The sequence below is a fragment of the Planotetraspora kaengkrachanensis genome (assembly GCF_016862895.1).
Taxonomy (GTDB): domain Bacteria; phylum Actinomycetota; class Actinomycetes; order Streptosporangiales; family Streptosporangiaceae; genus Planotetraspora; species Planotetraspora kaengkrachanensis.
The window spans coordinates 1-24246 of record NZ_BONV01000029.1 but is presented as its reverse complement, the minus strand read 5'-3'; the positions used below and the strand labels follow the sequence as shown (position 1 = coordinate 24246).

The 24246-nt window shown below is 70.8% G+C and carries 18 protein-coding genes; 9 read left to right on the top strand and 9 right to left on the bottom strand.

Annotated elements, in window-relative coordinates:
- On the bottom strand, positions 1-471 hold the full coding sequence (locus Pka01_RS26835) for a MarR family winged helix-turn-helix transcriptional regulator (protein ID WP_203885672.1): 471 nt from the start codon (positions 469-471) through the stop codon (positions 1-3).
- 108 nt (positions 472-579) lie between these two features.
- Here Pka01_RS26835 and Pka01_RS26830 point away from each other — a divergent pair, with 108 nt between their 5' ends.
- Positions 580-1995, top strand: coding sequence for an MFS transporter (locus tag Pka01_RS26830; protein WP_203885671.1), 1416 nt, complete (start codon positions 580-582; stop codon positions 1993-1995).
- A gap of 45 nt (positions 1996-2040) precedes the next feature.
- On the opposite strand, the gene Pka01_RS26825 is transcribed toward Pka01_RS26830, so the two are convergent.
- A complete protein-coding gene (locus Pka01_RS26825; RefSeq protein WP_203885670.1) occupies positions 2041-4230 on the bottom strand; it encodes a hypothetical protein in 2190 nt (729 codons plus the stop codon).
- A gap of 138 nt (positions 4231-4368) precedes the next feature.
- Here Pka01_RS26825 and Pka01_RS26820 point away from each other — a divergent pair, with 138 nt between their 5' ends.
- The 4 genes from Pka01_RS26820 (at position 4369) to Pka01_RS26805 (ending at position 7174) form a co-directional block, all read left to right on the top strand.
- Complete coding sequence (locus tag Pka01_RS26820) at positions 4369-5043, top strand: AMIN-like domain-containing (lipo)protein (protein ID WP_203885669.1); 675 nt, start codon at positions 4369-4371, stop codon at positions 5041-5043.
- A 13-nt stretch (positions 5044-5056) separates the two neighbouring features.
- A complete protein-coding gene (locus Pka01_RS26815; protein WP_203885668.1) occupies positions 5057-5410 on the top strand; it encodes a cupin domain-containing protein in 354 nt (117 codons plus the stop codon).
- A 79-nt stretch (positions 5411-5489) separates the two neighbouring features.
- Entirely contained in the window at positions 5490-6578 is a 1089-nt protein-coding gene (locus Pka01_RS26810; protein WP_203885667.1) for an adenosine deaminase, read from the top strand.
- On the top strand, positions 6575-7174 hold the full coding sequence (locus Pka01_RS26805) for a PH domain-containing protein (protein WP_203885666.1): 600 nt from the start codon (positions 6575-6577) through the stop codon (positions 7172-7174). The genes Pka01_RS26810 and Pka01_RS26805 overlap by 4 nt, the downstream gene beginning before the upstream one ends.
- Positions 7175-7181: 7 nt before the next feature.
- Here the strand turns inward: Pka01_RS26805 and Pka01_RS26800 are convergent, their stop codons facing one another.
- The 3 genes from Pka01_RS26800 to Pka01_RS26790 form a co-directional block, all read right to left on the bottom strand.
- The gene (locus tag Pka01_RS26800; protein WP_203885665.1) at positions 7182-8831 is read right to left on the bottom strand and encodes a phospho-sugar mutase; all 1650 of its coding nucleotides are present in this window, start codon (positions 8829-8831) and stop codon (positions 7182-7184) included.
- Between the two features lie 28 nt (positions 8832-8859).
- Positions 8860-9663: a purine-nucleoside phosphorylase gene (locus Pka01_RS26795; RefSeq protein WP_239115331.1), complete on the bottom strand. Its 804-nt coding sequence runs from the start codon at positions 9661-9663 to the stop codon at positions 8860-8862.
- A gap of 73 nt (positions 9664-9736) precedes the next feature.
- A complete protein-coding gene (locus Pka01_RS26790) occupies positions 9737-10189 on the bottom strand; it encodes a gamma-glutamylcyclotransferase family protein (protein ID WP_203885663.1) in 453 nt (150 codons plus the stop codon).
- 142 nt (positions 10190-10331) lie between these two features.
- On the opposite strand from Pka01_RS26790, the gene Pka01_RS26785 reads away from it, so the two are divergent.
- On the top strand, positions 10332-11723 hold the full coding sequence (locus tag Pka01_RS26785; protein WP_203885662.1) for an NAD(P)H-quinone dehydrogenase: 1392 nt from the start codon (positions 10332-10334) through the stop codon (positions 11721-11723).
- On the opposite strand, the gene Pka01_RS26780 is transcribed toward Pka01_RS26785, so the two are convergent.
- The 3 genes from Pka01_RS26780 to Pka01_RS26770 form a co-directional block, all read right to left on the bottom strand.
- Positions 11700-12899 (bottom strand): pentapeptide repeat-containing protein, encoded by a 1200-nt coding sequence (locus Pka01_RS26780; RefSeq protein WP_203885661.1) that lies wholly within the window; start codon positions 12897-12899, stop codon positions 11700-11702. The genes Pka01_RS26785 and Pka01_RS26780 overlap by 24 nt on opposite strands.
- A 581-nt stretch (positions 12900-13480) precedes the next feature.
- Positions 13481-14869, bottom strand: coding sequence for a hypothetical protein (locus tag Pka01_RS26775; RefSeq protein ID WP_203885660.1), 1389 nt, complete (start codon positions 14867-14869; stop codon positions 13481-13483).
- A 262-nt stretch (positions 14870-15131) separates the two neighbouring features.
- Positions 15132-16877, bottom strand: a complete 1746-nt coding sequence (locus Pka01_RS26770; RefSeq protein WP_203885700.1) for an acetyl/propionyl/methylcrotonyl-CoA carboxylase subunit alpha — start codon at positions 16875-16877, stop codon at positions 15132-15134.
- A gap of 189 nt (positions 16878-17066) precedes the next feature.
- On the opposite strand from Pka01_RS26770, the gene Pka01_RS26765 reads away from it, so the two are divergent.
- Positions 17067-17339, top strand: a complete 273-nt coding sequence (locus Pka01_RS26765; RefSeq protein WP_203885659.1) for a WXG100 family type VII secretion target — start codon at positions 17067-17069, stop codon at positions 17337-17339.
- Positions 17340-17466: 127 nt separating this feature from the next.
- Here Pka01_RS26765 and Pka01_RS26760 read toward each other — a convergent pair whose 3' ends face one another.
- Positions 17467-21906 (bottom strand): FtsK/SpoIIIE domain-containing protein, encoded by a 4440-nt coding sequence (locus Pka01_RS26760; RefSeq protein WP_203885658.1) that lies wholly within the window; start codon positions 21904-21906, stop codon positions 17467-17469.
- Between the two features lie 618 nt (positions 21907-22524).
- Between Pka01_RS26760 and Pka01_RS26755 the strand changes: the two genes are divergently transcribed.
- On the top strand, positions 22525-23430 hold the full coding sequence (locus tag Pka01_RS26755; RefSeq protein ID WP_203885657.1) for a hypothetical protein: 906 nt from the start codon (positions 22525-22527) through the stop codon (positions 23428-23430).
- Positions 23431-23432: 2 nt separating this feature from the next.
- Complete coding sequence (locus Pka01_RS26750) at positions 23433-24233, top strand: hypothetical protein (protein ID WP_203885656.1); 801 nt, start codon at positions 23433-23435, stop codon at positions 24231-24233.
- Positions 24234-24246 lie beyond the last annotated feature (13 nt).

The following is a 24246-nucleotide window of genomic DNA, read 5'->3' as shown; positions in this document are numbered from 1 at the left end:
TCAGGCGGAGGGGACGGGCGCGGAGCCGCTGTGCTCCGCGTCCGGGGCGTTGTCCAGGCATCGCACGTTCGCGAGGTGGGGGAAGAGCTCCGAGCTGAGCACGGCCCGGTGTGTCGGGGCGGCCTCGGCCTGCCGCCGGAGGCCGTCCTCGGTGATCTGGACGAACACGCCCCGCCGGTCGTCGGCGCACATCGCCCGGGCGACCAGGCCCTCGCGCTCCAGGCGGGCGATCAGCCGCGACATCGCGCTCTGGCTGAGATGAACCTGGTCGGCCAGCTCCTGCACCCGGAACTTGAACTTGGCCGTGTCGTCGCCGCAGCTCCTGGCCTCGGCCATCCGGTCGAGCACCTCGAACTCGCTCACCCCGAGCCCGTGCTTGTCGCCGAGCTCGCGATCCAGCGCGCACGACACCTGGGCGTGCCGGGCGAGCAGCTCACGCCATGCCATAACCACGAAGCCGGTGTCATCCATGCGTCTTCACGACCGCCTTTCTGCGCGCGACCATACCATGATTGTGCAATATATGCAAAAGCATTAAATGTTTGTGCATTCAATGCATGTGCATGTACCTTCTACCCCATGACCCCTCCTGTTAAGGATGAGCGCTGGGGGGCGCGCCTGTGGGGTGCCCTCTCGGTTCTGTGTGTAGTCCTGTTCCTCGATGCCCTCGACGTCTCGATGGTGGGCGTCGCCCTGCCCGCCATCCAGTCCGACCTCGGTATGACCACCTCGTCGCTGCAGTGGGTGGTGAGCGGTTACGTGCTGGGGTACGGCGGCCTGTTGCTTCTCGGGGGCCGGACCGCCGACCTGCTCGGCCGGCGCAGGGTGTTCCTCACGGCCCTGGCCGTCTTCGCCGTCGCCTCGCTGCTCGGCGGGCTCATGACCGACGGAACCCTGCTGATCGCCGCCCGCTTCGTGAAGGGCGTCAGCGCGGCCTTCACCGCTCCGGCCGCCCTGTCCATCATCACGACGACCTTCGCCGAGGGGCCCGCCCGCAACCGGGCGCTGAGCATCTTCTCCGCCTGTGGCGCCAGCGGCTTCTCCCTCGGCCTGGTGCTGTCGGGCCTGCTGACCGAGATCGGCTGGCGCTGGACGTTCCTCATGCCGGTGCCGTTCGCCATCATCGCCCTCGTCGCGGGCCTGCGACTGCTCCGCCGCGATGGGGAACGCGGCGAGGGCGGGCACGACCTGCTGGGCGCGGCCGCGATCACGGCGGCCATGCTGCTCCTGGTCTTCACCGTCGTGGAGGCGCCGCAGGTCAGCGTGGTCCGCACCACCCTGTCCGCCGTCGGGGTCGTCGCGCTGATCGCCCTGTTCGTCGTGATCGAACGCCGGGTGAGGCATCCCCTGGTCCGCCTGGGCATCCTGCGTTCGGCGCCGCTCGTACGGGCGAACATCGGGCTCGTGATCCTGTTCGGCTCGTACGTGGGCTTCCAGTTCGTCGCCATGCAGTACTTCCAGAACCTGCTCGACTGGAGCGCCCTGCACACCGCCCTCGCGTTCCTGCCGGCCGGCCTTCTGGTGGCGATCACCTCGACGAAGATGGGCAAGCTGGCCGACCGGTTCGGTACGGCCAAGCTGATCGCCCTCGGCACGCTCTCCCTGATCGCCGGCTACGTCCAGTTCCTCAGGATCGACGAGCACCCCAGCCTGGCCACGATGGTGCTGCCCGGCATGGTCCTGCTCGGCATCGCGTTCGCGCTGACCTTCCCCTCGCTCAACATCCAGGCCACGAACGGCGTCCGCGACGAGGAGCAGGGCCTCGCCTCGGGGTTGCTCAACACGTCGGGCCAGGTCGGAGGAGCCGTCGTCCTGGCGGTCGTGACCGCGGTGCTGACGTCTGGCACGCAGTCCGACCCGATCGGGGGCTTCAAGGCGGCGATCACGGTGTCGGTCGCGTTCGCGCTCGTCGGGCTCGTCGTCGCCCTGACGGGCGTGCGGTTCCGGTCCCGCGTGCGGACCACCTCGGAGGAGAAGGTCTACGAGATGATCTGATCGCCGGATCGTGGGGGCGTCCCGGTGCCGGGGCGCCCCTTCGGCCTATTCGAGCGTCCCGGCGGCCCACACCTCGGTGGTGCCGTACTGGGCGGTGTCGCTGATCTCCCGTACGGATCCCGTGGTCACGTCGACGACGTAGGTGTAGTACTCGTCATCGTCGTCGGAAACGTCGACGAGGACCTCGCGATCGTTCACCCAGCCACGGATGTCGTCGATGTAGGTGTACATCGGAAGGGCCGCATCCAGCAGAGCGCGGACCTTTCCGGTGCGTGCGTCGAGCATGACCAGCCGGTTCTGCCCGTCGTCTCTCGGATGGGCCGACTCCACGGAGAGGGCGAGGACCCTGCCGTCGCCGGACAGCGCCTCACCGTTGTCGAACAACTCAGGCTCCACACGTACGCGGCTCAGCACGTGGCCGTCCGGCCGCATCCGGACGAGGGTGGTGGTGTGTACGCGGCCGGCCTCGTTCTTCACGTCGTCGGTCATCGTGGCGGTGACCGTGCCGTCGTCGGAGACGGCCAGGAGATCCATGTACAGCGGCAGGGGCCAGGTCCGGTGCGTGGAGAAGTCGTGCAGCCGGGGCGCGGGTGCGCCCCTGTCCTGTCCGAAGTCGACGGCAAGCCACCGCCCCTTGGGCGAGAACAGCAGATCGGTGCCGTAGTCCATCTGGCCGGGGTCCGGGACGAGGTCGGTCGTCTGCGGCCGGGTGTCGTCCACGTCCGCCATGACCAGGGAGGACAGCCGGGTGTCGTAGTAGGCCAGGCGGTGGCCGTTCGAGCTGATCGCGAACAACGCGCGGTCGGCGCGGGTCTCCGCATCGGGGATGCGCCATTCGACTGCCCCGCCCAGGACACGCCAGCTCGTGCAGTCGCCCGTCTCCTCGCCGAACATCGAGTCGTCGGGGTCGCAGTAAGGCCGGTAGGCGTACTGGAACGAGCCGGCGACCGTGCCGGGCAGATCGTCGAGCTTGGATCGGGCGCCGCCGTCCTCGCCGTGGTCGCCGCCGTCGTCGATGGCCTGAAGGCCGGGGTCCGCACGGCGGGCGCTGTCGCGGACCCCGTCGACCAGGGCGGACATCCCCGCGATGACGGCGGTGCCGACGAGCGCCGCCACCGTGATCCCGGCCGTCGCGCCCACCACGCGCCGCCGTATGCGCCGCCGCCGTGCCGTACGGAGGATCTCGCCGGTGACACCGGGGACGTCGACGGCGGGGGCCTGCGCGGCGAGCAGGTGGATGTGGCGGCGCAGCGCCTCGTGCGCAGGGTCCTCGGCCACCAGAGGCCCCGGGAGGGGGGCCGGGTGCGGCCTCGCGTGCGGTGGGGCGGCGACAGGTGGCCGCGTGGCGGCGACCGGAGGCGGGCCGGCCGGGACGCCGTGCGGGCCGGCGGGGACGCCGTGCGGGCCGCTGTGGGGCACCGGGGGCGCCGGCGGCGCCCAGGAGGCCGCAGGGGTGTTCCGTTGCTCGGGGGCGGCCCAGCGCGCGCTCTGGGGCGCGGGGGGCGCCCAGGGCGAACTCGAGGGCTCAGGGGCAGCCCAGGGGGTGCTCGCGGGCTCAGGGCCGGCGGCGCCTTCCCGGGTCGCCATGCTCGCCGCGGCCGGTGCTTCGGTGGCGCCGCTCTCGTCCGGCTCGGCAGGTAGCGGCTCGGCAGGTAGCGGCTCGGCGGGCGCGGCGGAGGCCGGGGCCGGACCGGGAGCGGCCGTGAGGACGGGCAGTCGGCCGATCAGCTCGGACAGGGCGGCGCCGATCTCTGCCCAGGCCGTGCGGACGTCCACGCGGCACAGGGCGGCCGCCAGTTCCACCGGCACGCCCACGTGGAAGCGCGCCACGATCAGCGCACGGCGGCGAGGGGTCAGCGCCCCCAGCGCCTCTGCCAGCGGAAGGAGGCCCTCGTCGTCCTGCCGTGCCCCCTGCCAGGTCCCCGGCTCGCCGCTCGGAGGCCGGGTCACGATCGGCACCGCCTTCGGGGGGCGGGTCAGGAAGGCCGCGAACAGCTCCCTCGTCGCCGCCCGGGCGGGTGAGGACCACCGCAGAGTGCTCCACCGGTTGGCGACCGAGGTGACCGCCGCGACGACCAGCAGGCGTGCGGCCCTGCCGTCCCCGGTGAGCAGGAAAGCCGTACGGGCGAGGGCGGGGGCCTGGTCCGCGGCGAAGGCGTCGAAGCCGGGGAGGTCCCTGGCGGCCGCTCCCGTCGGAGCGTTCGGGAAGGGCCGGGCACCAGGTGGGACGTTCACGGCTTTCCTCGCTTTCTAGCCGGAAAAGCATATAGCTGATCTTTGCTGCTCAGGCCATGTTTTCCGGCGAACTCGCGAACCGAGCGCTTGATCATCACGTCTAATGGGTCAGGATCAGGAGAAAGAGAGCCGTTCGCCATGAAGACCCGTCTCGCCCTTGCGGCGCTGCCCCTCGCCGGCCTGGTGGCCTGCGCAGGCACCTCGGCGGAGTCGTCGGCCTTGCCGTCCCAGGGAGGGACTCCGGCCGCGTCCGCCCCCACATCCCCGGACACGGGCGGAGAGGACACGCCCGAGCCCGTCGAGTCACCCGCCGAGGGCGTCCCGACCACGCCGACCGCGTCGGCGAAGCCCGTCACTCAGCCCAGGCCCGCCGCCCCTCCGCCGCCGTCCTCGACGGCGCCGATCAGTGTGGAACGTTCCCCCGTGCCCCCTCCCACGGTCACCGGAGTCAGGTACGCGCGCCACCCGGCCTTCGACCGTGTCGTCGTCGACTTCGCGGGGGCGAGGACCGGCTACGCGGTCAAGTTCGTGCCCAGGCTCGTCCAGGACGGCTCGGGAGCCGTCGTCAAGATCAAGGGGGGTGCCTACCTCCAGGTGACGCTGTTCCCCGCCTACGCGCACGACGACGCGGGCCGGCCGACCTGGAAGGGCCCGCGTGAGGTCGCCGCCAAGCTGCCGAACGTCACCCACGTCGTCAAGACCGGCGACTTCGAAGGCGTGGTCGGCGTCGGGCTCGTGCTCAAGCACAAGGCCGGCTTCCGCGTGTCCGAGCAGTCGTCGCCGACCCGGCTCGTGATCGACGTGGCGCACTGACACACTGGACGGCATGGTCAGGAAGATCGACGCGCCGGCACGCGTTCCCGTGCCCGGCGGCAAGCTGATAGATGAGTACTTCGGCCGCGTGAACAGCGGCGACGACCAGGTGTCCATCGCGCACATGGTGGCGCCCCCCGGATGGGAGGAGCCGGCGCAGACACCGGGGTTCGCCGAGTACACCGTGGTCCTCAAGGGATCGGTGATCGTCGAGCACGCCGGGGGCACCACGGTCGTGGAGGCCGGTCAGGCGTTCTCCAGCGACGCGGGGGAGAAGATCCGGTACAGCTCGGGGCCCTCCGGCGCCGAATACGTCGCCATCTGCCTTCCCGCCTTCTCGCCCGAGACGGCCAACCGGGACGAGTGATCTCCCGTCATATCCTGCGAGATCGCCCATGTCGGCGAAGGTAGGGTTGAGGGATGAGTGACGGGAGCGAGGAGGGCGCATGAGCCGGCTGCCGACTCTTGAGGAGATCCGCGCGGTCCCCAAGGTGCTGCTGCACGACCATCTGGACGGCGGTCTCCGTCCTGCGACGATCATCGATCTGGCCCGCGACTGCGGTCACACGCTGCCGACGACCGACGCCGGCGCGCTCGGGTCCTGGTTCCGTGAGGTCTCGGACTCGGGCTCGCTCGAGCGTTACCTGGAGACCTTCACGCACACCGTGGGTGTCATGCAGACACGCGAGGCGCTCGAGAGGGTCGCCGCGGAGTGTGCCCAGGACCTGGCCGACGACGGTGTCGTCTACGCGGAGGTCAGGTACGCCCCGGAGCTGCACACCTCCGGGGGCCTCAGCCTCGACGAGGTCGTACAGGCCGTGCTGGAGGGCTTCCGCGCGGGGTCGGCGGGCCCGGACGGCCGGCCCAGGATCCGGGTCGGCACGCTGCTCACCGCGATGCGGCACCAGGCGAGGTCGATGGAGATCGCCGAGCTCGCGGTGCGCTACCGCGACGTCGGCGTGGTCGGCTTCGACATCGCGGGCGCCGAGGCGGGCTACCCGCCCACGCGTCACCTCGACGCGTTCGAGTACCTGCAGCGGGAGAACGCGCACTTCACCATCCACGCGGGTGAGGCCTTCGGGCTGCCCTCGATCTGGCAGGCCATCCAGTGGTGCGGCGCCGACCGGCTCGGCCACGGCGTCCGCATCATCGACGACGTCGCGGTGTCGGGCGACGGCGAGGCCAAGCTCGGCAGGCTGGCCGCGTACGTGCGCGACAAGCGCATCCCCCTCGAGATGTGCCCCGCGTCCAACGTCCAGACGGGGGCCGCTCCGTCGATCGCCGAGCATCCGATCGGGCTGCTGCGGCGGCTGCACTTCCGCGTCACCGTCAACACCGACAACCGGCTGATGAGCGACACCAGCGTGTCGCGGGAGTTCGCCTCACTGGTCGACGCGTTCGGGTACGGCTGGGACGACCTGCAGTGGTTCACGGTCAACGCGATGAAGTCGGCCTTCATCCCGTTCGACGAACGGCTCGCCCTCATCAACGACGTGATCAAGCCGGGCTTCGCCCAGATGGCGCGGCGCGGGTGAAAAAGCAGATCTTCCGGTCGAAGGTGGCCTGGCTGTTCGGCTGGGTGTGGCTGGTGTTCGTCGCCTGGAACGTCTACGACCTCGTCGCCCACGGCACGATGCCCTCGGCGCTGATCGCGGGTGCGGTGCTCGGCGTTCTCACGGCGCTGGTGTTCCTGCTGGCGCTGCGCCCCGCGATCGTGGCCGAGGCGGGGGGCGTCCGCGTCCGCAATCCGCTCAGGGACGCCTACGTCCCCTGGAAGGACGTCGGCGAGGTGCTCGTCACCCACGCGATCATCATCGAGACGGGACACGCGGCCATCCGGTGCTGGACGCCGCAGACCACGGCCCGTGAGCGGGCCAAGGCGACCCGCCGGGCCGAGCGCGGCAAGAAGCCGGTCATGGAGGCGAACGTCTCCAAGGGCGAGCAGGCGGCCGCGGAACTGCTGGTCGGCCGCACGCACGCCGACTGGGTCGCGCTGCAGCTGACGGAGCTGAGCGTCTCCAAGGCCGCGGACTCGACGGGCGAGACGACGGTGACCTGGTCGCCCTACGCGATCGCCGCCGTGGCCGCGGCCGCCGTGCTCGTCGTGGTGACGATCGTCGCCTCGATCTGAGGCCCCGCTACAGCCCCAGTACGGCGGCCACGTCGCTCTTGAGGGCGTCGAGGTCCCGGACGGCTCGCGCCCGCGCGGCGGCCACGCCGCCTTCGGAGTCGTCCCCGACCGGGATCACGATCTCCAGATAACACTTGAGCTTGGGCTCGGTGCCGCTGGGCCGTACGACGACGCGGGCGTCGCCGGACAGGTGGTAGCGGAGCCCGTCGGTCGGCGGCAGGCCTGCCGTACCCGCCGCCAGGTCCTCGGCCGAGACCACGGCGCGGCCCGCCAGTTCGGCGGGCGGCACGGCCCGCAGGCGCGCCATCGCGTCGGTGATCAGCGAGAGGTCGCCGACGCGGACGGAGAGCTGGGCGGTCGCGTGCAGCCCGTGGCGGCGCGCCTGGTCGTCGAGCAGGTCGATGAGCGTCCTGCCGTCCCGCTTGGCCTGGGCCGCCAGGCCCGCCATCGCGAGCGCGGCACCGATGCCGTCCTTGTCGTGGACGGGCAGGCCCGTGTCCGAGCCGACGCTGTACCCGAGTGCCTCCTCGTATCCGAAGACGAGCCCGGCCCCCGCCTTCATGATCCACTTGAAGCCGGTGAGGGTCTCGGTGTACGCCACGCCATGTTCCGCGGCGATCTTCCCGAGCAGCGACGAGGAGACGATGGTCGTTGCCACGCGACGCCCGTCGCCCGACGTGTGCGTCAGCACGTGCTCGGCGAGCAGGCCGCCCACCTCGTCACCGGTGAGCATCCGGTGGCCGCCGCCGGGCAGGGGAGTGCCGACGGCGCACCGGTCGGCGTCCGGGTCGTTGGCCAGCACGAGGTCCGCGCCCGACTCACCGGCCAGTTCGAGCGCGAGGTCCATCGCGCCCGGCTCCTCCGGGTTGGGGAACGACACCGTGGGGAAGTCCGGGTCGGGCGCCGCCTGCCGCTCCGCCATCACCGGCGCCTTGAAACCGGCCCTGACCATGGCGTCGGAGAGGACCTGCCCGCCCACGCCGTGAAGCGGGGTGTAGGCGATCGTCAGCTCCCGGGCCTCCCCGATCGGCAGGGACGTGACCGCGTCGAGGTACGGCTCGACGATGTCCTGGTATCCCAGCGTCGTCCAGCCCTCGCCCCGGGGAAGCTCGTCCACGCGGCCGACCGCGTCGATGGCGCGGGAGATGTCGGCGTCGATCGGCGGCACGATCTGCGCCCCGTCACCCCAGTAGACCTTGTAGCCGTTGTCCCGCGGCGGATTGTGCGAGGCGGTGACCATGACGCCCGCGTCCGCGCCGAGGTGCCGCACGGCGAAGGCCAGCACCGGCGTGGGCCAGTGGCTCTTCATGACCGACGCCCGCAGGCCCGCTCCGGTCAGGACCGCGGCGGTGTCGGCGGCGAAGACGTCCGAGTTGTGCCGGGCGTCGTACCCGACGACCACGTGACTGCCCGGCCCGAGCACGCGGGCGAGCCCGGCCGCGGCCCGCATGACGGTGACCCGGTTCATCCGGTTGGGCCCGGCGCCCAGCTCACCGCGGAGCCCCGCGGTGCCGAACTCCAGCTTGGCCCCGAACCGCTCCGCCAGCTCGGCGTGGTCCTCCCGGCCGAGGATGTCCTCGAGTTCCGCCCGGGTCGCGGGGTCGGGGTCCTGGGCGAGCCATTCGAGAGCCGGCCGTACGAAGTCGGTGGAGGTCAACGTCGTTCTCCAGTGCGCGGAAACGGGGCTACAGCTTGTCGACGACCTGGGCGAGGAGCCCGCCCATGCGGGCCGCGGTGGCCCGGCCCACCTCGAGGACCTCCTCGTGGTTGAGCGGCTCGCCGACGAGGCCGGCGCCCGGGTTGGTGACCAGCGAGACGCCCAGCACGTCGGCGCCCGCCTCGCGGGCGGCGATCGCCTCGAGCACGGTCGACATGCCGATCAGGTCGCCGCCCAGCGTCCGCAACATGCGGATCTCGGCCGGGGTCTCGTAGGTCGGGCCGCGGAACGCCACGTAGACGCCTTCGGCCAGTGACGGGTCTACCTCCCTGGCGAGCTCGCGCAGGCGCGGCGTGTAGACGTCGGTGAGGTCGACGAAGGTCGCGCCGGTGATCGGGTTGCTGCCCGTCAGGTTGATGTGGTCGCTGATCAGCACCGGCTCCCCGACGCGCTGCGTCTCCGGGCGGAGCCCGCCCGCCGCGTTGGTCAGCACCACCGTGCGGACTCCGGCCGCGACGGCCGTACGGACTCCGTGGACCACCGGCTCGACGCCCCTGCCCTCATAGAGGTGCGTGCGGCCGAGGAAGATCAGCGCGTTGAGGCCGGCGGCGGTGCGTACGGCCCGCAGGGTGCCCGCGTGCCCCGCGACGGAGGGGGGCGTGAAACCGGGCAGCTTGGTCACGGGGAACTCGGCGACGGTCTCGCCGATGGCGTCCGCGGCGGGCACCCAGCCCGACCCCAGGACGATGGCGACGTCGAAGGATCCGATACCGGTCAGATTCCTCAGCGTGGTCGCGGCCTCTGCCGCCAAGCCGTAAGCGTCGTTGGTCACTTTAGTGAGCGTACAGAAGGTGCGAAGCATCCCGACCAGGACACCTGAACGATGCTCCCGGCCCGTGACGGCATCAGTCGCCGAGGGACTTGCAGGGGCGGGTCCGCAGCGCGCTCACGTAGTCGTCGGGGGCGCCCGCCTTCTCCGCCGCGTCGGCCAGGATGCCGAGATAGCGCGCCGAGGGCAGGCCGCCCTCATAGGAGTCGAGCACGTAGGACCAGGCCAGCACGTCGCCGTCCAGCGTGGCGACGCGGAGCCGTACCTTGCGGTAATAGCCCAGCTCGGTGCCCGTCCACTTGTCGAGGGACGTCTCGTCCCACTCGGGGACGTCATAGAGGACGACGAAGACCTGATCGTAGGCGTCCTCGACGATCGTGGCGAGCGCGCCCTCCCAGCTGACGTCCTCCCCGCCGAACGTCAGTCGCCAGCCCGACAGCCAGCCGGTGCCGCGCACCGGTGAGTGCGGAGCACGCTCCGCCATCTGCTTCGGGTCCATGTTGCTGCCATAGGCGGCGTAAACAGGCACGGCACACAAGATTAATCCAAGATCCCGAAAGTTGAACGAAGAGAGCGCCCGGACACCCGGTGTCGGAGGGAAATCGGTGTAGTCGGGTGGTTACGCGGCCCTGTTCGGGAGCAGCCCGGCGGGATACGGAAGAATGGACGGCGTGACGAAAATCGTGATCATCGGCGGCGGACCCGGAGGATATGAGGCGGCGCTCGTCGCCGCGCAACTGGGAGCACAGGTCACAGTGGTCGAGCGGGAGGGCCCCGGAGGGGCCTGTGTGCTGACCGACTGTGTGCCGTCGAAGACCCTGATCGCCACATCGGTCCGCAAACAGGCACTGCTCGACGCGCCGTCGCTCGGCGTGCATTTCAGCGGCGGCGAGGACGGCGACGTCGGCGGCGTCCTCGCGGACATGCCGCTGGTGAACAAGCGTGTCAAGGAGCTCGCCCAGGCGCAGTCCGGCGACGTCGCGGCCCGGCTGGCCGCCGAAGGCGTCGAGGTGATCAAGGCGGAGGGCCGGCTGGTCGACCCGCAGCGGGTCCGCGCGGGCGACCGGACCGTCCGCGCCGACGTCGTCATCGTGGCCACCGGAGCGCACCCTCGCGTGCTGCCCGGCGCCGAGCCCGACGGAGAGCGCATCCTGAGCTGGCGGCAGCTGTACGACCTGAAGGAGCTCCCCGAGCACCTCATCGTCGTCGGATCCGGCGTGACCGGCGCCGAGTTCGCCGGGGCCTACCGGTCCCTCGGCTCCGAGGTGACACTGGTGTCCTCCCGCGACCGGATGATGCCGAACGAGGACGCCGACGCGGCCGAGGTCCTCGAAGAGGTCTACCGCCGCCGAGGCATGAACGTCATGGGCCGCTCACGGGCCGCGTCGGTCAAACGGACCGAGGACGGCGTGGTCGTCACCCTCGAGGACGGCAGGACAGCCGAGGGCACCCACTGCCTGATGACCGTCGGCATGATCCCCAACACCGCCGGGCTGGGCCTCGAGGACAACGGCGTGCGGCTGGACAAGAACGGCTTCATCGAGGTCGACAAGGTCTCCAGGACCTCGGCGCCGGGCGTCTACGCGGCGGGCGACTGCACCGGCGTGCAGATGCTCGCCTCCGTGGCGGCCATGCAGGGCAGGATCGCCGTCTGGCACGCCCTCGGCGAGGCCGTACAGCCGATCAGGCTCGCCACGGTCGCCTCCAACATCTTCACCGACCCCGAGATCGCCGCCGTCGGCATCTCGCAGAAGCAGATCGAGTGCGGCGACATCGAGGCCAACGTCGTCAAACTGCCGCTCGCCACGAACGCCAGGGCCAAGATGCAGGGCTTCAACGACGGCTTCGTCAAGCTGTTCTGCCGGCCGAACACGGGCATCGTCCTCGGCGGCGTCGTGGTCGCGCCCAGGGCGTCCGAGCTGATCTTCGCCGTCTCCGTCGCCGTCCAGCACCGGCTGACCGTCGACCAGCTCGCTCACACCTTCGCCGTGTACCCCTCGCTGTCCGGCTCGATCCCCGAGGCTGCCCGGCGGCTCACGTCACCCCTGTCGGTGGACATCTGACAGCCGTCTCCTGACCGCCTCCAGCGCCTGCCGCCCGTGCCGTACGGCCGCGGCGGCGCCGTCGAGCTCTTGCAGCGTCTGCGCGATGAGCAGCGACCGCTTGGCGGCCTCGTAGGCGTCCAGGGCCGCCTGCCATTCGCCGTTGGGCCCGTTGAGCTGGTTGATCTTCATGTCGAAGTCCAGCGCGTCGATCTCCTCGCCGAACCGGGTGACGTCCTCCTCCGCCGCCCGGCGGGCGGCCGCGTAGGCAGCCGCGGAGCGCCGCCGGTGCCGATGGGCCGCCCCCCAGATCATGAGCGTCGCGCCCAGCCCGAGCGTGCTGAGGACGATCAGCACCACGGCCGTCGACGGGCCCTGGCCTGAGCCGCCGAGCACGCCGGTGATCGGGTTGCCTGCGCCGTCGGGCACGATCGCGTCGTCGGGGACGTCCTCGGCCGAGCCCCGTGCCCCGGTGAGATTGAGGTCGTCGGCCTGGGTGAAGCTCGCGTCCTCGACGTCGGCCCCCCGCAGGTCGGCCCCCTGGAGGTTGGCCTGGGTGAACGAGGACTTCGTCAGGTCGGCGTCCTTGAACACGGCGTACTGCAGCTCCGCCTGGTCGAAGGTGGCGTCCCGCAGACGGGCTCCCGTGAAGTCCGCCGTACGCGCCCTGACCTGGCCGAGCTCGGCGCCCCGGAGGTCGGCCGCCTTGAGCGTGGCGTCGGTGAGATCGGCCTGGGTCAGCACGGTCCTGGTGAGGACGGCCTCGGTGAGGTCCGCGTGCGGGAACTCGGCCTGGCCCGCCTCCGCGTCGATGAGGACGGCCCCGCGGAAATCGGCCTGCTTGGCCCGCAACTGGCCGAGGTCCGCTTCGCTGAGGTCGGCGCCGCGGAGATCGGCGTACTCCACGTGGACCTGCGTCAGATCCGCCTCCTTGAGGGAGGCGTCTCGCAGGACGGCCCCGGTGAGGTCCGTCCGCGTCAGGTCCACCTCGTCGAGCTTGGCCCTGGTGAGGTCCGCGCACCGCAGGTCGGAGGGGAGGGGAGTGCCGTCGGTGAAGTCCTTGCCGCGGAGATGGGGCCCGCTGCCCTTCTTGCACGGCGCCGCCGACGCTGCGGCGGCCTGCGAAGCCGCGAGTACGGCCGTCGCCGGGGCGATTGCGAGGAATGCGGCGAGAACAAGGGGGGTGACGCGACGCAAAGGGGCCTCCTGAACAAACCCCCCGAGTGTCTCACCCGATCCTACCGCTGGTGGTGATCATGCACAGGTTCGGGATCGAGCCGTCTGACCACCCCCACCCTTGGGCGTGATCATGCACACATTCGCGGTCGCGGCTCGTGACCTGCGCCTTCACCCGGCGTGATCATGCACAGGTTCGGGATCGCGCCGCTCGACCTGCGGATTCTCAGCTCGTGATCATGCACGGATTCGGCTGCGGGACAGCTGACCGGGGGTGTCTCATTTGGTGATCATGCAGCGCGGGCCAGGTTGGGAGCGCGGGTCAGGTTGAGATGCGCGGGTCAGGTTGATGCGCGGGCCAGGTCGGAACGCGATGCCATGGAACACGTGTGGCCTTGCACTCTCGAATGGAGTGCAAGGCCACACGGTTGGTGCGGTGGGTCAATGCCCGCCCGCTCGGGGCTTTTGCATGATCACGAACTGTGAATCCGCTGGTAGAAGCCCAAGATCTCGAATCTGTGCATGATCACGAACAAGATGACCGCAGGTCGACCGGCACGATCCCGAACCTGTGCATGATCACACCCAAGGGTGGGGCTGGGTCACCAGTCGCCGCCGCCGAAGTCTCCTCCGCCGAAGTCGCCGCCACCCCAGTCGCCGCCTCCGCCGCCCCAGTCGCCGCCGCCTCCGAAGTCGCCTCCGCCCGCGTCGACGCCGTCCTGGTAGCCGGCCTCGTATCCGCCGCCGTAGCCGTAACCGCCGCCCCAGCCGCCGAAGGCGCCGCCCAGCATGGTGCCGACCAGCATTCCGGTCATGAGGTCGCCGCCGAAACCGCCGTAGTAGCCGTAGGCGTAGGGCTGGTAGGCCGGGCCCGCGTCCCAGTACGGCCGCCGCTGACCGTTGACGACGACCTCGCGCATCTGCGGGTCGAAGCCGCGCTCGACCGCCTCGGCGTCCGCGGCACAGGCCGGGACCTCGCGGACGGCGCCGCCGGGCGGAGCCCAGCGCACGTTGCGGACGGACGGACCGTGCTGCGGGTTGAAGAAGCACGGCGGGAGCCGCTCGGGCAGCGGCTGGTTGTTCACGCGGGCCTTGACGCACGCGAGGGCGTAGCGGCCGTCCTCGAGGGAGGAGGTCACGGCCCGCAGGTCATCCGGGCGCTTGACCGCGGCCAGCTCGGTCTTCGAGCGTTCGTAGGAGTCGAGGGCGCGCTGCCAGTCGCCCGAGGTCTCGGCCTGCGGCAGCATCTTGACGTCGACGTCGAGGGCGGTGATCTCCTCACCGAACTTGGTGACGTCCTCCTCGACGGTCTGCTTCACGGCGGCGAGTCCGGCGGCCTCCCGCTCCTCGCGCTTGCGCTTCATCCGGCGCGACACGACCCACAAACCGGCACCTCCGACGACGGCGATTCCGAGAATGCCCACCAGGATGCCGGTGCCGCCACCGCCGCCTGCCGCACTGCCACTCTCGCGGGCGCCGTTGACGTCGCCCTCAACGGCCTTGTTCACCCGGTTGACGAAGTCCTGGATGCCGGTGACCAGTTCCCCGGGGTTGTTACCCGTGGAGAGCCTGGCCAGCTGGCCCGCCGTGACGCCGCGCGGCAGGGCGCTCGAGCCGGCGAAGACGCTGGTGCCGTCAAGGACGATCACTGTCGCGCTCGACCGGCCGGCCTTGTCGAGCTCCGTGCCCAGGGTGGTGATGAACTGCCCGGCCTGAGCCGTGGTCACGGTGCCGTCGGGCATTGCGACCGCGTAGATCTTGGACTTGGATTCCTCCAGCGCCTTGCGGATGTCGCCCTGCTGGCCACCTGACAGAGGCGAACCGCTCTGGACGAAGAGCGGGTCTCCGCCTCGCCATCCCGCGAGCACGGTGGCGGGGTCGGGCGGGGCCGCGGCCAGGGCGGCCGGGGAGAACGCGAACAACGCCAAGAGACCGACGGCTAGCGCCGCTAGCGTGGCCCCCACGCGGCTCAGCGGATGATTGATCGTCACGGCTTCAAGCCTCCTTCGCCCTACTGGACGAACGACAGGGCGCGATAGTTCCTCGGGAAAACGCTATCGGCTCTCGTGGCGGAACCGCCTCGATGTTCCCGACGGCGATGAGCGCGCGTCGGCATCACGGGTCTCGCGGACAACGCGTTCAACCCTCAGGCGCCCCACGAGCACCGTTTAATGAAAATGTGCAGCAAAGCGCCATAACGGACATTTACCCTGCGATTGTCCGGCCCGGGTCATGCCGTACGGCCCGAGCGGCTCACACGTCCTTGATCTCGCAGATCACGGCGCCGGCGGAGACGGTCTGCCCGACCGAGGCGGCCAGGCCGGTGACGGTGCCGGGCTTGTGCGCCTGCAGGGGCTGCTCCATCTTCATCGCCTCGAGCACGACGATGGTGTCGCCGGCGGCCACGGTGTCCCCGTCGGACACGACGACCTTGACGATCGTGCCCTGCATCGGGCTCACCAGCGCGTCACCGCCCGCCGCTGCCTGGTTGCCGCCGCCGCGGGCGCTTCGCCGCGGCGACGCCTTCGCCTGCGTACGGCCGGCGCCGCCGAGGCCTGCGGGCAGCACGACCTCCAGGCGCTTTCCGCCGACCTCGACCGTGATCCGCTCGCGCGCCGCGGGTTCGGCCTCCAGTGCGGGTCCCTCGAAGGGCGGGATGTCGTTGGCGAACTCCGTCTCGATCCACCGGGTGTGGACCGAGAAGGGCTCAGAGGTGAAGGCCGGGTCCTCGACCACGGCGCGGTGGAACGGCAGGACGGTGGGCATGCCCTCGATCTCGAACTCGGCCAGCGCCCGCCGCGACCGCTCCAGGGCCTGGCGGCGGGAGGCGCCGGTGACGACGAGCTTGGCCACGAGGGAGTCGAACGACTGCGGAACCGTCATCCCGGTCTCGTAGCCGGAGTCGAGTCGCACGCCCGGGCCCGACGGGGTGCGCATCGCCGTCAGCGTGCCGGGAGCGGGCAGAAACCCGCGGCCCGCGTCCTCGGCGTTGATCCGGAACTCGATGGAGTGCCCGCGCAGCACGGGGTCGCCGTAGCCGAGAGGCTCGCCGTCGGCGATGCGGAACATCTCCCTGACCAGGTCGATCCCCGAGACCTCCTCGGTGACCGGGTGTTCGACCTGCAGGCGGGTGTTGACCTCGAGGAAGGAGATCGTGCCGTCCTGGCCGACGAGGAACTCACAGGTGCCGGCCCCGACGTACCCCGCCTCGCGGAGGATCGCCTTCGACGACGAATAGAGCAGTTCGAGCTGCTCGTCGCTGAGGAAGGGCGCGGGGGCCTCCTCGACGAGCTTCTGGTGGCGGCGCTGCAGCGAGCAGTCGCGCGTGCTCACCACGACGACGTCGCCGTGCTGGTCGGCGAGGCACTGCGTCTCGACATGCCGCGGGCGGTCGAGGTAGCGCTCGACGAAGCACTCTCCGCGGCCGAAGGCGGTCACGGCTTCCCGGACCGCCGATTCGTAGAGGTCGGGGATCTCCTCCATCGTCCGTGCGACCTTCAGCCCGCGGCCTCCGCCGCCGAACGCCGCCTTGATGGCGACGGGCAGGCCGTTCTGCTCGGCGAAGGCGACGACCTCCTCGACTCCGGAGACGGGGTCGGGCGTCCCGGCCACGAGCGGCGCGCCCACGCGCTGCGCGATGTGGCGGGCCTGGACCTTGTCGCCGAGCGCGGTGATCGCGGCGGGCGGCGGGCCGATCCAGATCAGGCCCGCGTCGAGGACGGCCTGGGCGAAGTCCGCGTTCTCGGCCAGGAAGCCGTAGCCGGGATGGACGGCGTCGGCGCCCGTCTGCTTCGCGACGGCGAGGAGCTTGCCGATGTTGAGGTAGGTCTCCGCGGGGGTCTGGCCGCCGAGCGCGTGCGCCTCGTCGGCGACCCGGGCGTGCAGGGCGTCCAGGTCCTGGTCGGCGTACACCGCGACGCTTGCCAGTCCCGCGTCCTTGCAGGCGCGGGCGATCCGTACGGCGATCTCGCCACGGTTGGCGATCAGGACCTTGTGCACCGGCGTCTTACCTTCCTTCTCGGCCTGGCGAGCCTCCATGGAGTGTAAGCGGCCACCCCTGGCGTGAGATCCGCGGCCCCGATATAGCGCGTCTGCTCAGATTTCCTGAAAAGCCTCCCAAGTCGATCTAACTCGTTATTGTGGGTCCGGATTGACCATGAGACAAATGGGACGAAGGGGGTAATTCCAATGAGCGACAAGGTCGGCGGAATCTTGCCGGACATGGACAAGATGGCCCAGGTTTTCCGCGCGCAGGGGGACGCCGTGATCTCGGTCCAGAAGGCGCTCGACGCCGAGGCCAAGAAGATCCCGGTCGCCTGGTCCGGCCCGAACGCCCAGAAGTTCCTCGACGCGTGGGAGAGCTACAAGAAGACCTTCGAGAACGTCCAGCAGACCCTGATCGAGGCGCAGGACGGCATCAAGAAGAACCGTGAGGCGATCGCCGCCGCGACCGGTTCGTGAATCTCGGGACGCAGGGGGCCCCGGCCGATCAGGCCGCGGCCCCTTTTTTCGTTTTCCGGCCCTGAGAGGCGTCTACTCTCACCCGATGGCCGCGTGAGGCCCTACCGAGAGGCCCCTCCCCAAGAGCTCACGTCGCCGACGGCGCGGCGACCTGGATCTGCTCCCAGGATCCGCCGATCACCATGAGTCCGCGTCCGGCCGGGCCGGCTCCACTGGCCAGGCTGCGCGGCAGCCGTACGCCGAGGAGGTCGCCCTGCCCGGTCGAACTGGGGCGCAGGAGCAGGCCGGTGCGGGACTTCTTCATCGCGACGATCGGCCCCCGATACATCGAGTCGAGGTCGTCGGCGCTGCCCGCGCCGATCACCAGCGAGCCCGTGTCGCGCAGCAGCCCGACGTGCTCGGTCACCCACTCGGCCAGTTCACTGTCGCTGCCCAGGAGTTCCAGGTCGTCGATCATCAGCACGTGCCTGCCTGATCCGAGCGCCTGCCTGACCTCGTCGACGGATGCCTCGGCCGTGAAGGAGCCCCGCACACCCGGACGGTCCGCGAAGTCACGCAGCGGACTGCGCCGCGGGGTGATGAGCACGGCCTCGTACGAATGGTCGAGCAGCCGGCACAACATGGTGCACAGCGCCGTGCTGCGGCCGGTCTTCGGCGGCCCGGCGACCACGATGCCGGGGCCGTGCTCCTCCGCGCGGAAGTAGCGCAGGCCGAGCGTGTCGCCTCCCACGCCGAACACGACGGCGTCCTGCGGCACCGGGCCCTCCGCGAGCTTGAGCGCCTCCGGCAGGTCGATGACGGCCGGCAGCGCGTCGACGCGGAACGGCCGCGCGGCGCGGGGCACGTCGCCCGCGCGTGCCCGTGCCGTACGGGCTATCTCGTGCAGGGCGGCGACCTGGGCGGTGCCGGCCGGGTCTTCGGCGAGCAACGCGATCTGTACCTCCCTGATGCCGGTCGCGGCCCGGAAACCGCGCCCAGGCGGAAGGTGTTCTGGCACGTCCTTGGCCTTGATGCCGACGTAGGAGTAGTCGATGGGATCGGTCAGCTTGAGCACCAGCCGGTCGTCGAACTGCGTGGAGATCCGGCCCACCAGAGTCGAGCGGTCGCCCGACATGATGACCTTGATGCCCGCGCCCGCGCCTTCCTGCAGGATCTGCAGCCACTTGTCGACCAGGGTGCCGTTGTCGTAGGACTCGAAGGCCGCCATGAAGCCCTCCCACCGGTCGAACAACACCAGCACGTACGGCAGCGGCACGTCGGAGGCGGCGCGCTGCTCGGACACGTCGGCGAACCCCTGTGTGGCGAGGAGTTGCTGCCGCTGCGAGATCTCGGCCAGCAGCCGGTCGGTGAGGCGGCTGAGCCGTTCGGGGGAGTCACGGCCGACCACCGCACCGGTGTGGGGCAGGCCGACGAGGGGCAGCAGGGCGTTGTTCCCGCAGTCGACCGCGTACAGGTGCACGTCACGCGGGTCGGTGTGGACGCCGACCGCGCCGGCGAGCGCCCGCAGAACCGTCGAGCGGCCGCTGCGGCTCGCGCCGCTGATGAGCAGGTGGCCCGAGGCCGCGAGGTCGTAACACTCCGGTGCGCGCTTCTGCTGCGAGGGGACGTCGGCGAGGCCGAACGGCAGCCGGCTCCAGTGCTCCAGAGGCAGCGAGCCGAGCGTGAGCGCGTCGGGCAGCGGCGGAAGCCAGGGGCTGCGCTGGACGGGCACGCCGGCCGCACGCGCGGCCTGGCCGATCGTGTCCACGAGGACGGCGAGGTCGGTCACCATCGACTCGTCGCCGTCGTCGTCCTTCCGCGCGGGGAGGGGGAGGCCGAGGCGGGTCCAGCCGAGCGGGAGCACGTCGATCGGCTCGGCCTTCGCCGGTCCGTTACCTGGGCGCCTCCCACCGATCCGGGCGGACTGCACGGCGTGCAGCGACGACGCCCCCGACCTCACGTAGCAGCGGCCCGGCGTCGACTTGGAGATGGCCGCCGCGTTGGGGGAGTTGATGACGTCGCTCGACTCGCCGCCGCTGGTCACCCGCAGCGCGATGCGCAGGTTCGTGTTGGCGGCGATGTCCGGGGTGACGACACCCGCGGGCCGCTGCGTGGCCAGGATGAGGTGCACGCCCAGCGAGCGTCCACGCCGGGCGATGTCGACCAGGCCCACCACGAAGTCGGGCAGCTCCTGAACCATCGCCGCGAACTCGTCGATGACGAGCAGCAGTCTCGGCATCGGCTCCAGTTCGGCCTGGCCGTACTGGGGGGAGGCCATGGCGCGGTCGCGCAGGTCGTTGTAGTCCTCGATGTCCTTGGCGTCGGCGTCGAGCAGGAGGTGCTCACGCCGTTTGAGCTCGGCCGCCAGCGATTCGAGCGCGCGGATCGTCAGGTGGCCGTCGAGGTCGCTGACCATGCCGACCGTGTGAGGCAGCTTGGCGCAGTCCTTGAACGCGCTGCCGCCCTTGTAGTCGATGAGGACGAACGTCATCTCGTCCGGCCGGTTGGCCACGGCGAGCGACGCGATGATCGACTGAAGGAGTTCGGACTTTCCGGCGCCGGTGGTGCCGGCGACCAGGCCGTGCGGGCCGTCCAGACGGAGGTCGACGAGGAACGGCCCGTCGGCGCCCAGGCCGATGGGCACCTTGGTCGTGCGCCCGTGCCGCCAGAAGGACTCGATCTGCTCGGGACGGGGATCGGGCATGCCGAGCAGGTCGAGAAGCCGGGCGGAGTTCGGGATGGCCGAGTCGGCGTCCTCCCGGCTGACGTCGCGCACGGCGGCCATCGCGCGGGCCGTGCGGTCGCACCAGCCGAGGGTCACCTGGTCGCCGAGGATCTCCTGCTGCAGGTCGAGCCCGGCGCCGCGCAGCCGTACGAGCCAGGGGCGCTCGACGTCGCAGGCCGCGACGACGGCGCACTCCTCCGGCAGCAACCGCTGGTCGTCGTCCACGCAGATCGCGTGTACGCCCGCGGTCGGGCCGAGCTGGAGCACCTGGGGCATGCCCGGGAGGCCGCGGAGCACGCGGGCGCCGTCGAGCACCACCAGGATGTTGTACGGCCGGGCGTTCGCGTATCCCTGGGGCGCGTCCGAGAACCCGGTGGCCGACGAGGCGGCCGCCCGGCGTTCGTTGATCTTGTTGACGAGCTCGGTGACCCGGCGCGCCGCCGACTCCTGGTCGGTTCCGACCAGAGCGACGCAGTCCTCTCCCTCGTGCGGAGCGCAGTGCGGCAGCCACCGGACCCAGCTCCAGCTGCGCTCCGCCTCAGGGTCGGCGGACAACACGACGATGGCGAGGTCGCGGGGGCTGTGCAGCGCCGCCGCCTGGGCGACGAGCCAGCGTGCCAGTGCCCTGGAGGCCGGCCGCGCACCGGTGACGCCCATCACGCCGAGCCGGGCCAGGGGCACGGTGACCGGCACGGCGTGCGAGAGGGGAACCTCGGGCAGGTCCTTGTCGTCGCCGAAGCCCCGCTCGGGGACGAGCTCGATGTTGGCGGGCTGGTCGGCCAGGCCGACGCGCAGGCTCAGCGTGTCCACGTCGTGGATCCGCCGCTCCCACAGTCTTCTGCGCGGGCCGGTCGCCGTGAGCAGCACCTCGGCGGGGTCGGGGCACTCAGCCCTGCGTTCCGCCTGGTCGACGTCGGTGAGGCGGTCGAGTTCGGCGGCGAAGCTGGCCCTCTTCTCGCGGTACTCCTTGAGCGCCTGCCGGTGCCGCTTCCTGCCGTAGCGGCGGTCGCTCCACCATTGCCCCACCATGCCCAGTGGGGTCAGCAGGGCCATGAGCAGGAACAGCGCTTGGTGGAACACGGTCGCCATGACGATGCCGCCGACGGCGAAGATCATGGTGGACAGCAGTTGCAGCCGGTGGCCTTCTGGACGTCTGGGCTCCACCGGCACCTCGATGCTCCGCGTCCGCGCAGGGCCGACCAGCCGGGGCGGCCGGTTGTAGGCTCGCCCTCCGTCGGGGAGCGGCGTCAGATGGGCGTCGGGGTTCTCGGGGGTCCGGAGCGTGAACGTCGACGCGCCGGCGCGCAGCACCCCGCCGTCCGGCCAGGGGGCGGCCTCCGTCAGCGGCCGTGCGTCCAGGGTGAGCACGGCTCCCGCCACGGGCTCGACCACGGCCTGACCGGCGGACACGTGCACGTGGGCGACCGTCTGCGGGATCAGCGGGTCGTCGACCGCGATCGCGCCGGCGCCGCCCAGGGCGGCCGTGCCGAAGCCGAGCCGGTGGACCCTCCCCGCGGACGGCCCGCCGGAGATCCTGATCTCGACGACGCCCCGCGGCTCGTCCAGCCGGGTCGCCGCGGCCGCGCCGGAGTCGAGCGTGACCAGGTCGCCGTCGCGCAGCGCCTGGCCCGCGATGGCCTGCGGGTCGAGCCGCAGCCCGTTGGCCCACAGGTCCACGCGGGCGGGGATGCGCTCGTCGCCGCCCCAGCGGGGATGCCGGACCACCTCGGCCAGGCGCTCCCCGCGCACGTCCAGCGTCCGCGCGAGCGCCTCGGCGAGCCCGCTCACCGTGGCCTGGTCGTCGGCGCTGGCCAGGACGTCCCGCGGGCCGTCGGGGGTGAGCGCCGTAAGAGAGATACGCAACGTTCGATTTCCTGAAGTCTCTGGTGGTCGGGGGGTCGCTCGCGGTTCGGGGGCTGCTAGGGCTCGCCGGGCTTCCGCTCGCCTTCGTCCGTCAGGTACGCGGCGATCCCCGCGACATCGGCGTCCGGGAGACCGTCGGGCATCAGCGGGACGAGTTCTCCGGTGTCCTCGCGATCATCGCAACCAGTTCGTCATCGAGGCGGTCGACAGCGCTGTTGTACTTATTGCGCTGGTCAGAAAGTCGGCCGCCCCACTGTTGAGCTGTGGGACTCGTCCACACCCCGCCCCCGGCCATGTTCTTAGTGGGATTATCCAGCTTCGTCCGGAGTTCATCCTGTACTTTGTGGACTCGGGTTAGAAGTTGCGTCAAATGGCTATACAGGGGATTCGTTACTTCCGCCACAGCCGCAGCATAGCCACCTCCGCTTGGTCGAGAGGGTGAGTTGGGCTGTTTGTCCGGTTTGTCAATTTAAGTGCTTCCGAGGGCGGGATTGTGGGGGCAAGTACTTTCATGCGTCATGTGGAAATATCGTCTGACGGGGCCAGAGATACGTACACGCTCTTGTCTCGCTATTGTCTGTTTTCGGCACCAGCGTCCCCGGCTGTGGAGTCCTGCTGATGAGGGTCACGGAACAAGCGCCGTCGCGCAGTCCTGAGGCACAACGTCTGGCCGACCAGACGCCGTCGAAGCCCTCAAGGTCCGGACGTGGGCTCCCCACGGCGCCCCGGGACCGAAAGCCCGGCCTCGCCGCTCTGGCCGTCCTGCTGATCGTGGGGGGCGCGCTGCTGACCGTGACGCTGGTCCTGCGCAGCGGGGACCGGGTGGCCGCGATCGAGATCAGCCAGCGGGTGGGTGCGGGGCAGCCGATCCCGATCAGCGCCATGAAAGAGGTGCAGATCGCACAGGACGGCCCGGCCTTCGTCTACTGGTCGGCCGCGGAGGAGATGACCCGGTACTACGCCGCGGTCGACCTCATGCCGGGCACCCTGCTGAACCAGAACATGATCAGTGAGGATTCGGCGGAGCTGGTCCCCGGCAAGGCGGTCGTGGGTCTCTCGCTCAAGCCGAACCAGATGCCGCCCAACCTCCAGGCGGGGCAGCGGGTCCAGGTCGTCTACGTGCCAGGCGACAACGGTGACGGCTCGTCCAGGCTCCTCGCGCGCAGCGCGCTGGTGAACTCGGTGCGCGGCGGGGACAGTGCGACCGGCTCGGCCAACGTCACGGTCTCCGTCGTGGTGAACGACAGCATCTCTCCGCAGGTCGTGGGGTACGCCGCGAGCGGGCGGATCGCTCTCGCCTACCTGCCCGGGGCCAAGCCCTCGGCGCAATCCGATCCGGCGACGGCTCCCACTCCCCGGACGACGCCGTCCAGCAGGGCCACCGGCACGGGGTCCACGACCGGGCAGGGTAATCAGCAGGGCACTCAGTCGAACACCCAGAACGGCCAGAACGGTCAGAACACCCAGAACGGCCAGCAGTCTCAGACTCCGCGCAACTCCCCTCCCGCGAACGGACAGGGCTGACCATGGCGCTGATCGCATTGGCCGCGGACAAGGGCGCCCCCGGCGTGACGACCGCTGCCACGGCTCTCGGCGCCGTGTGGCCGCGTCCCGTCCTCGTGGCGGAGTGCGACGCGGCGGGAGGCGACCTCGTGTACCGGTTGCCCGCAGAGGACGGGACGGCGCTCGACCCGTCCCGTGGTCTGCTCAGCCTGGGTGCGACCGCCCGTCGTGGCCTTCACCCGCAGCAGATCCAGGAGCACACGCAACACCTGGTCGGCGGCCTCGAGGTACTGGTCGGGGTTCAGACGAGCGAGCAGGCCGGCGGTCTCGCCTGGTTGTGGGAACCCCTCGGCCAGGCTCTGAGCACGATGCCAGCGGACGTCCTCGCCGACTGCGGCCGCGTCGGATCCAATCCCGAGACCCTGGGCCTGGTCGCGCAGGCGGACATGGTGCTCCTGTTCGCACGACCGACTCTGGAGCAGGTCGCGCACCTGCGCGAACGCGTCATCGCGCTCCAGCGCACGCTTCGCCAGCGCAGTCAGAAACCGTCGCAGATCGGTGTCGTCGTCATCGCCGAGCAACGGGAGTACGGCAAGTCGCTCGCCGAGGTGCGCCGGGTCATGCAGGCGGCCGGCCTGCCCGACGTGGTCCTGGGCGGCCTGGCCTTCGACGTCAAGGGCGCCGACCTGCTGCGCGGGGAGTGGGGCGGCCGGCTCGACCGCACGCTTCTCATCCGCTCGGCGCGCGAGGTGGCCGCGACCATCGTCTCGCGCCTGTCCGCCACTGCTCGCGGGTCTGAGGCGATCGCGTACACGGGGGAGTGAGCGATGAACGTTG

Coding starts and splice junctions, on each gene's coding strand:
- Pka01_RS26815 (WP_203885668.1), top strand. CDS start 5,057: ATGGTCAGGAAGATCGACGCGCCGGCACGCGTTCCCGTGCCCGGCGGC.
- Pka01_RS26765 (WP_203885659.1), top strand. CDS start 17,067: ATGAGCGACAAGGTCGGCGGAATCTTGCCGGACATGGACAAGATGGCC.
- Pka01_RS26750 (WP_203885656.1), top strand. CDS start 23,433: ATGGCGCTGATCGCATTGGCCGCGGACAAGGGCGCCCCCGGCGTGACG.
- Pka01_RS26810 (WP_203885667.1), top strand. CDS start 5,490: ATGAGCCGGCTGCCGACTCTTGAGGAGATCCGCGCGGTCCCCAAGGTG.
- Pka01_RS26820 (WP_203885669.1), top strand. CDS start 4,369: ATGAAGACCCGTCTCGCCCTTGCGGCGCTGCCCCTCGCCGGCCTGGTG.
- Pka01_RS26755 (WP_203885657.1), top strand. CDS start 22,525: ATGAGGGTCACGGAACAAGCGCCGTCGCGCAGTCCTGAGGCACAACGT.
- Pka01_RS26830 (WP_203885671.1), top strand. CDS start 580: ATGACCCCTCCTGTTAAGGATGAGCGCTGGGGGGCGCGCCTGTGGGGT.
- Pka01_RS26835 (WP_203885672.1), bottom strand. CDS start 471: ATGGATGACACCGGCTTCGTGGTTATGGCATGGCGTGAGCTGCTCGCC.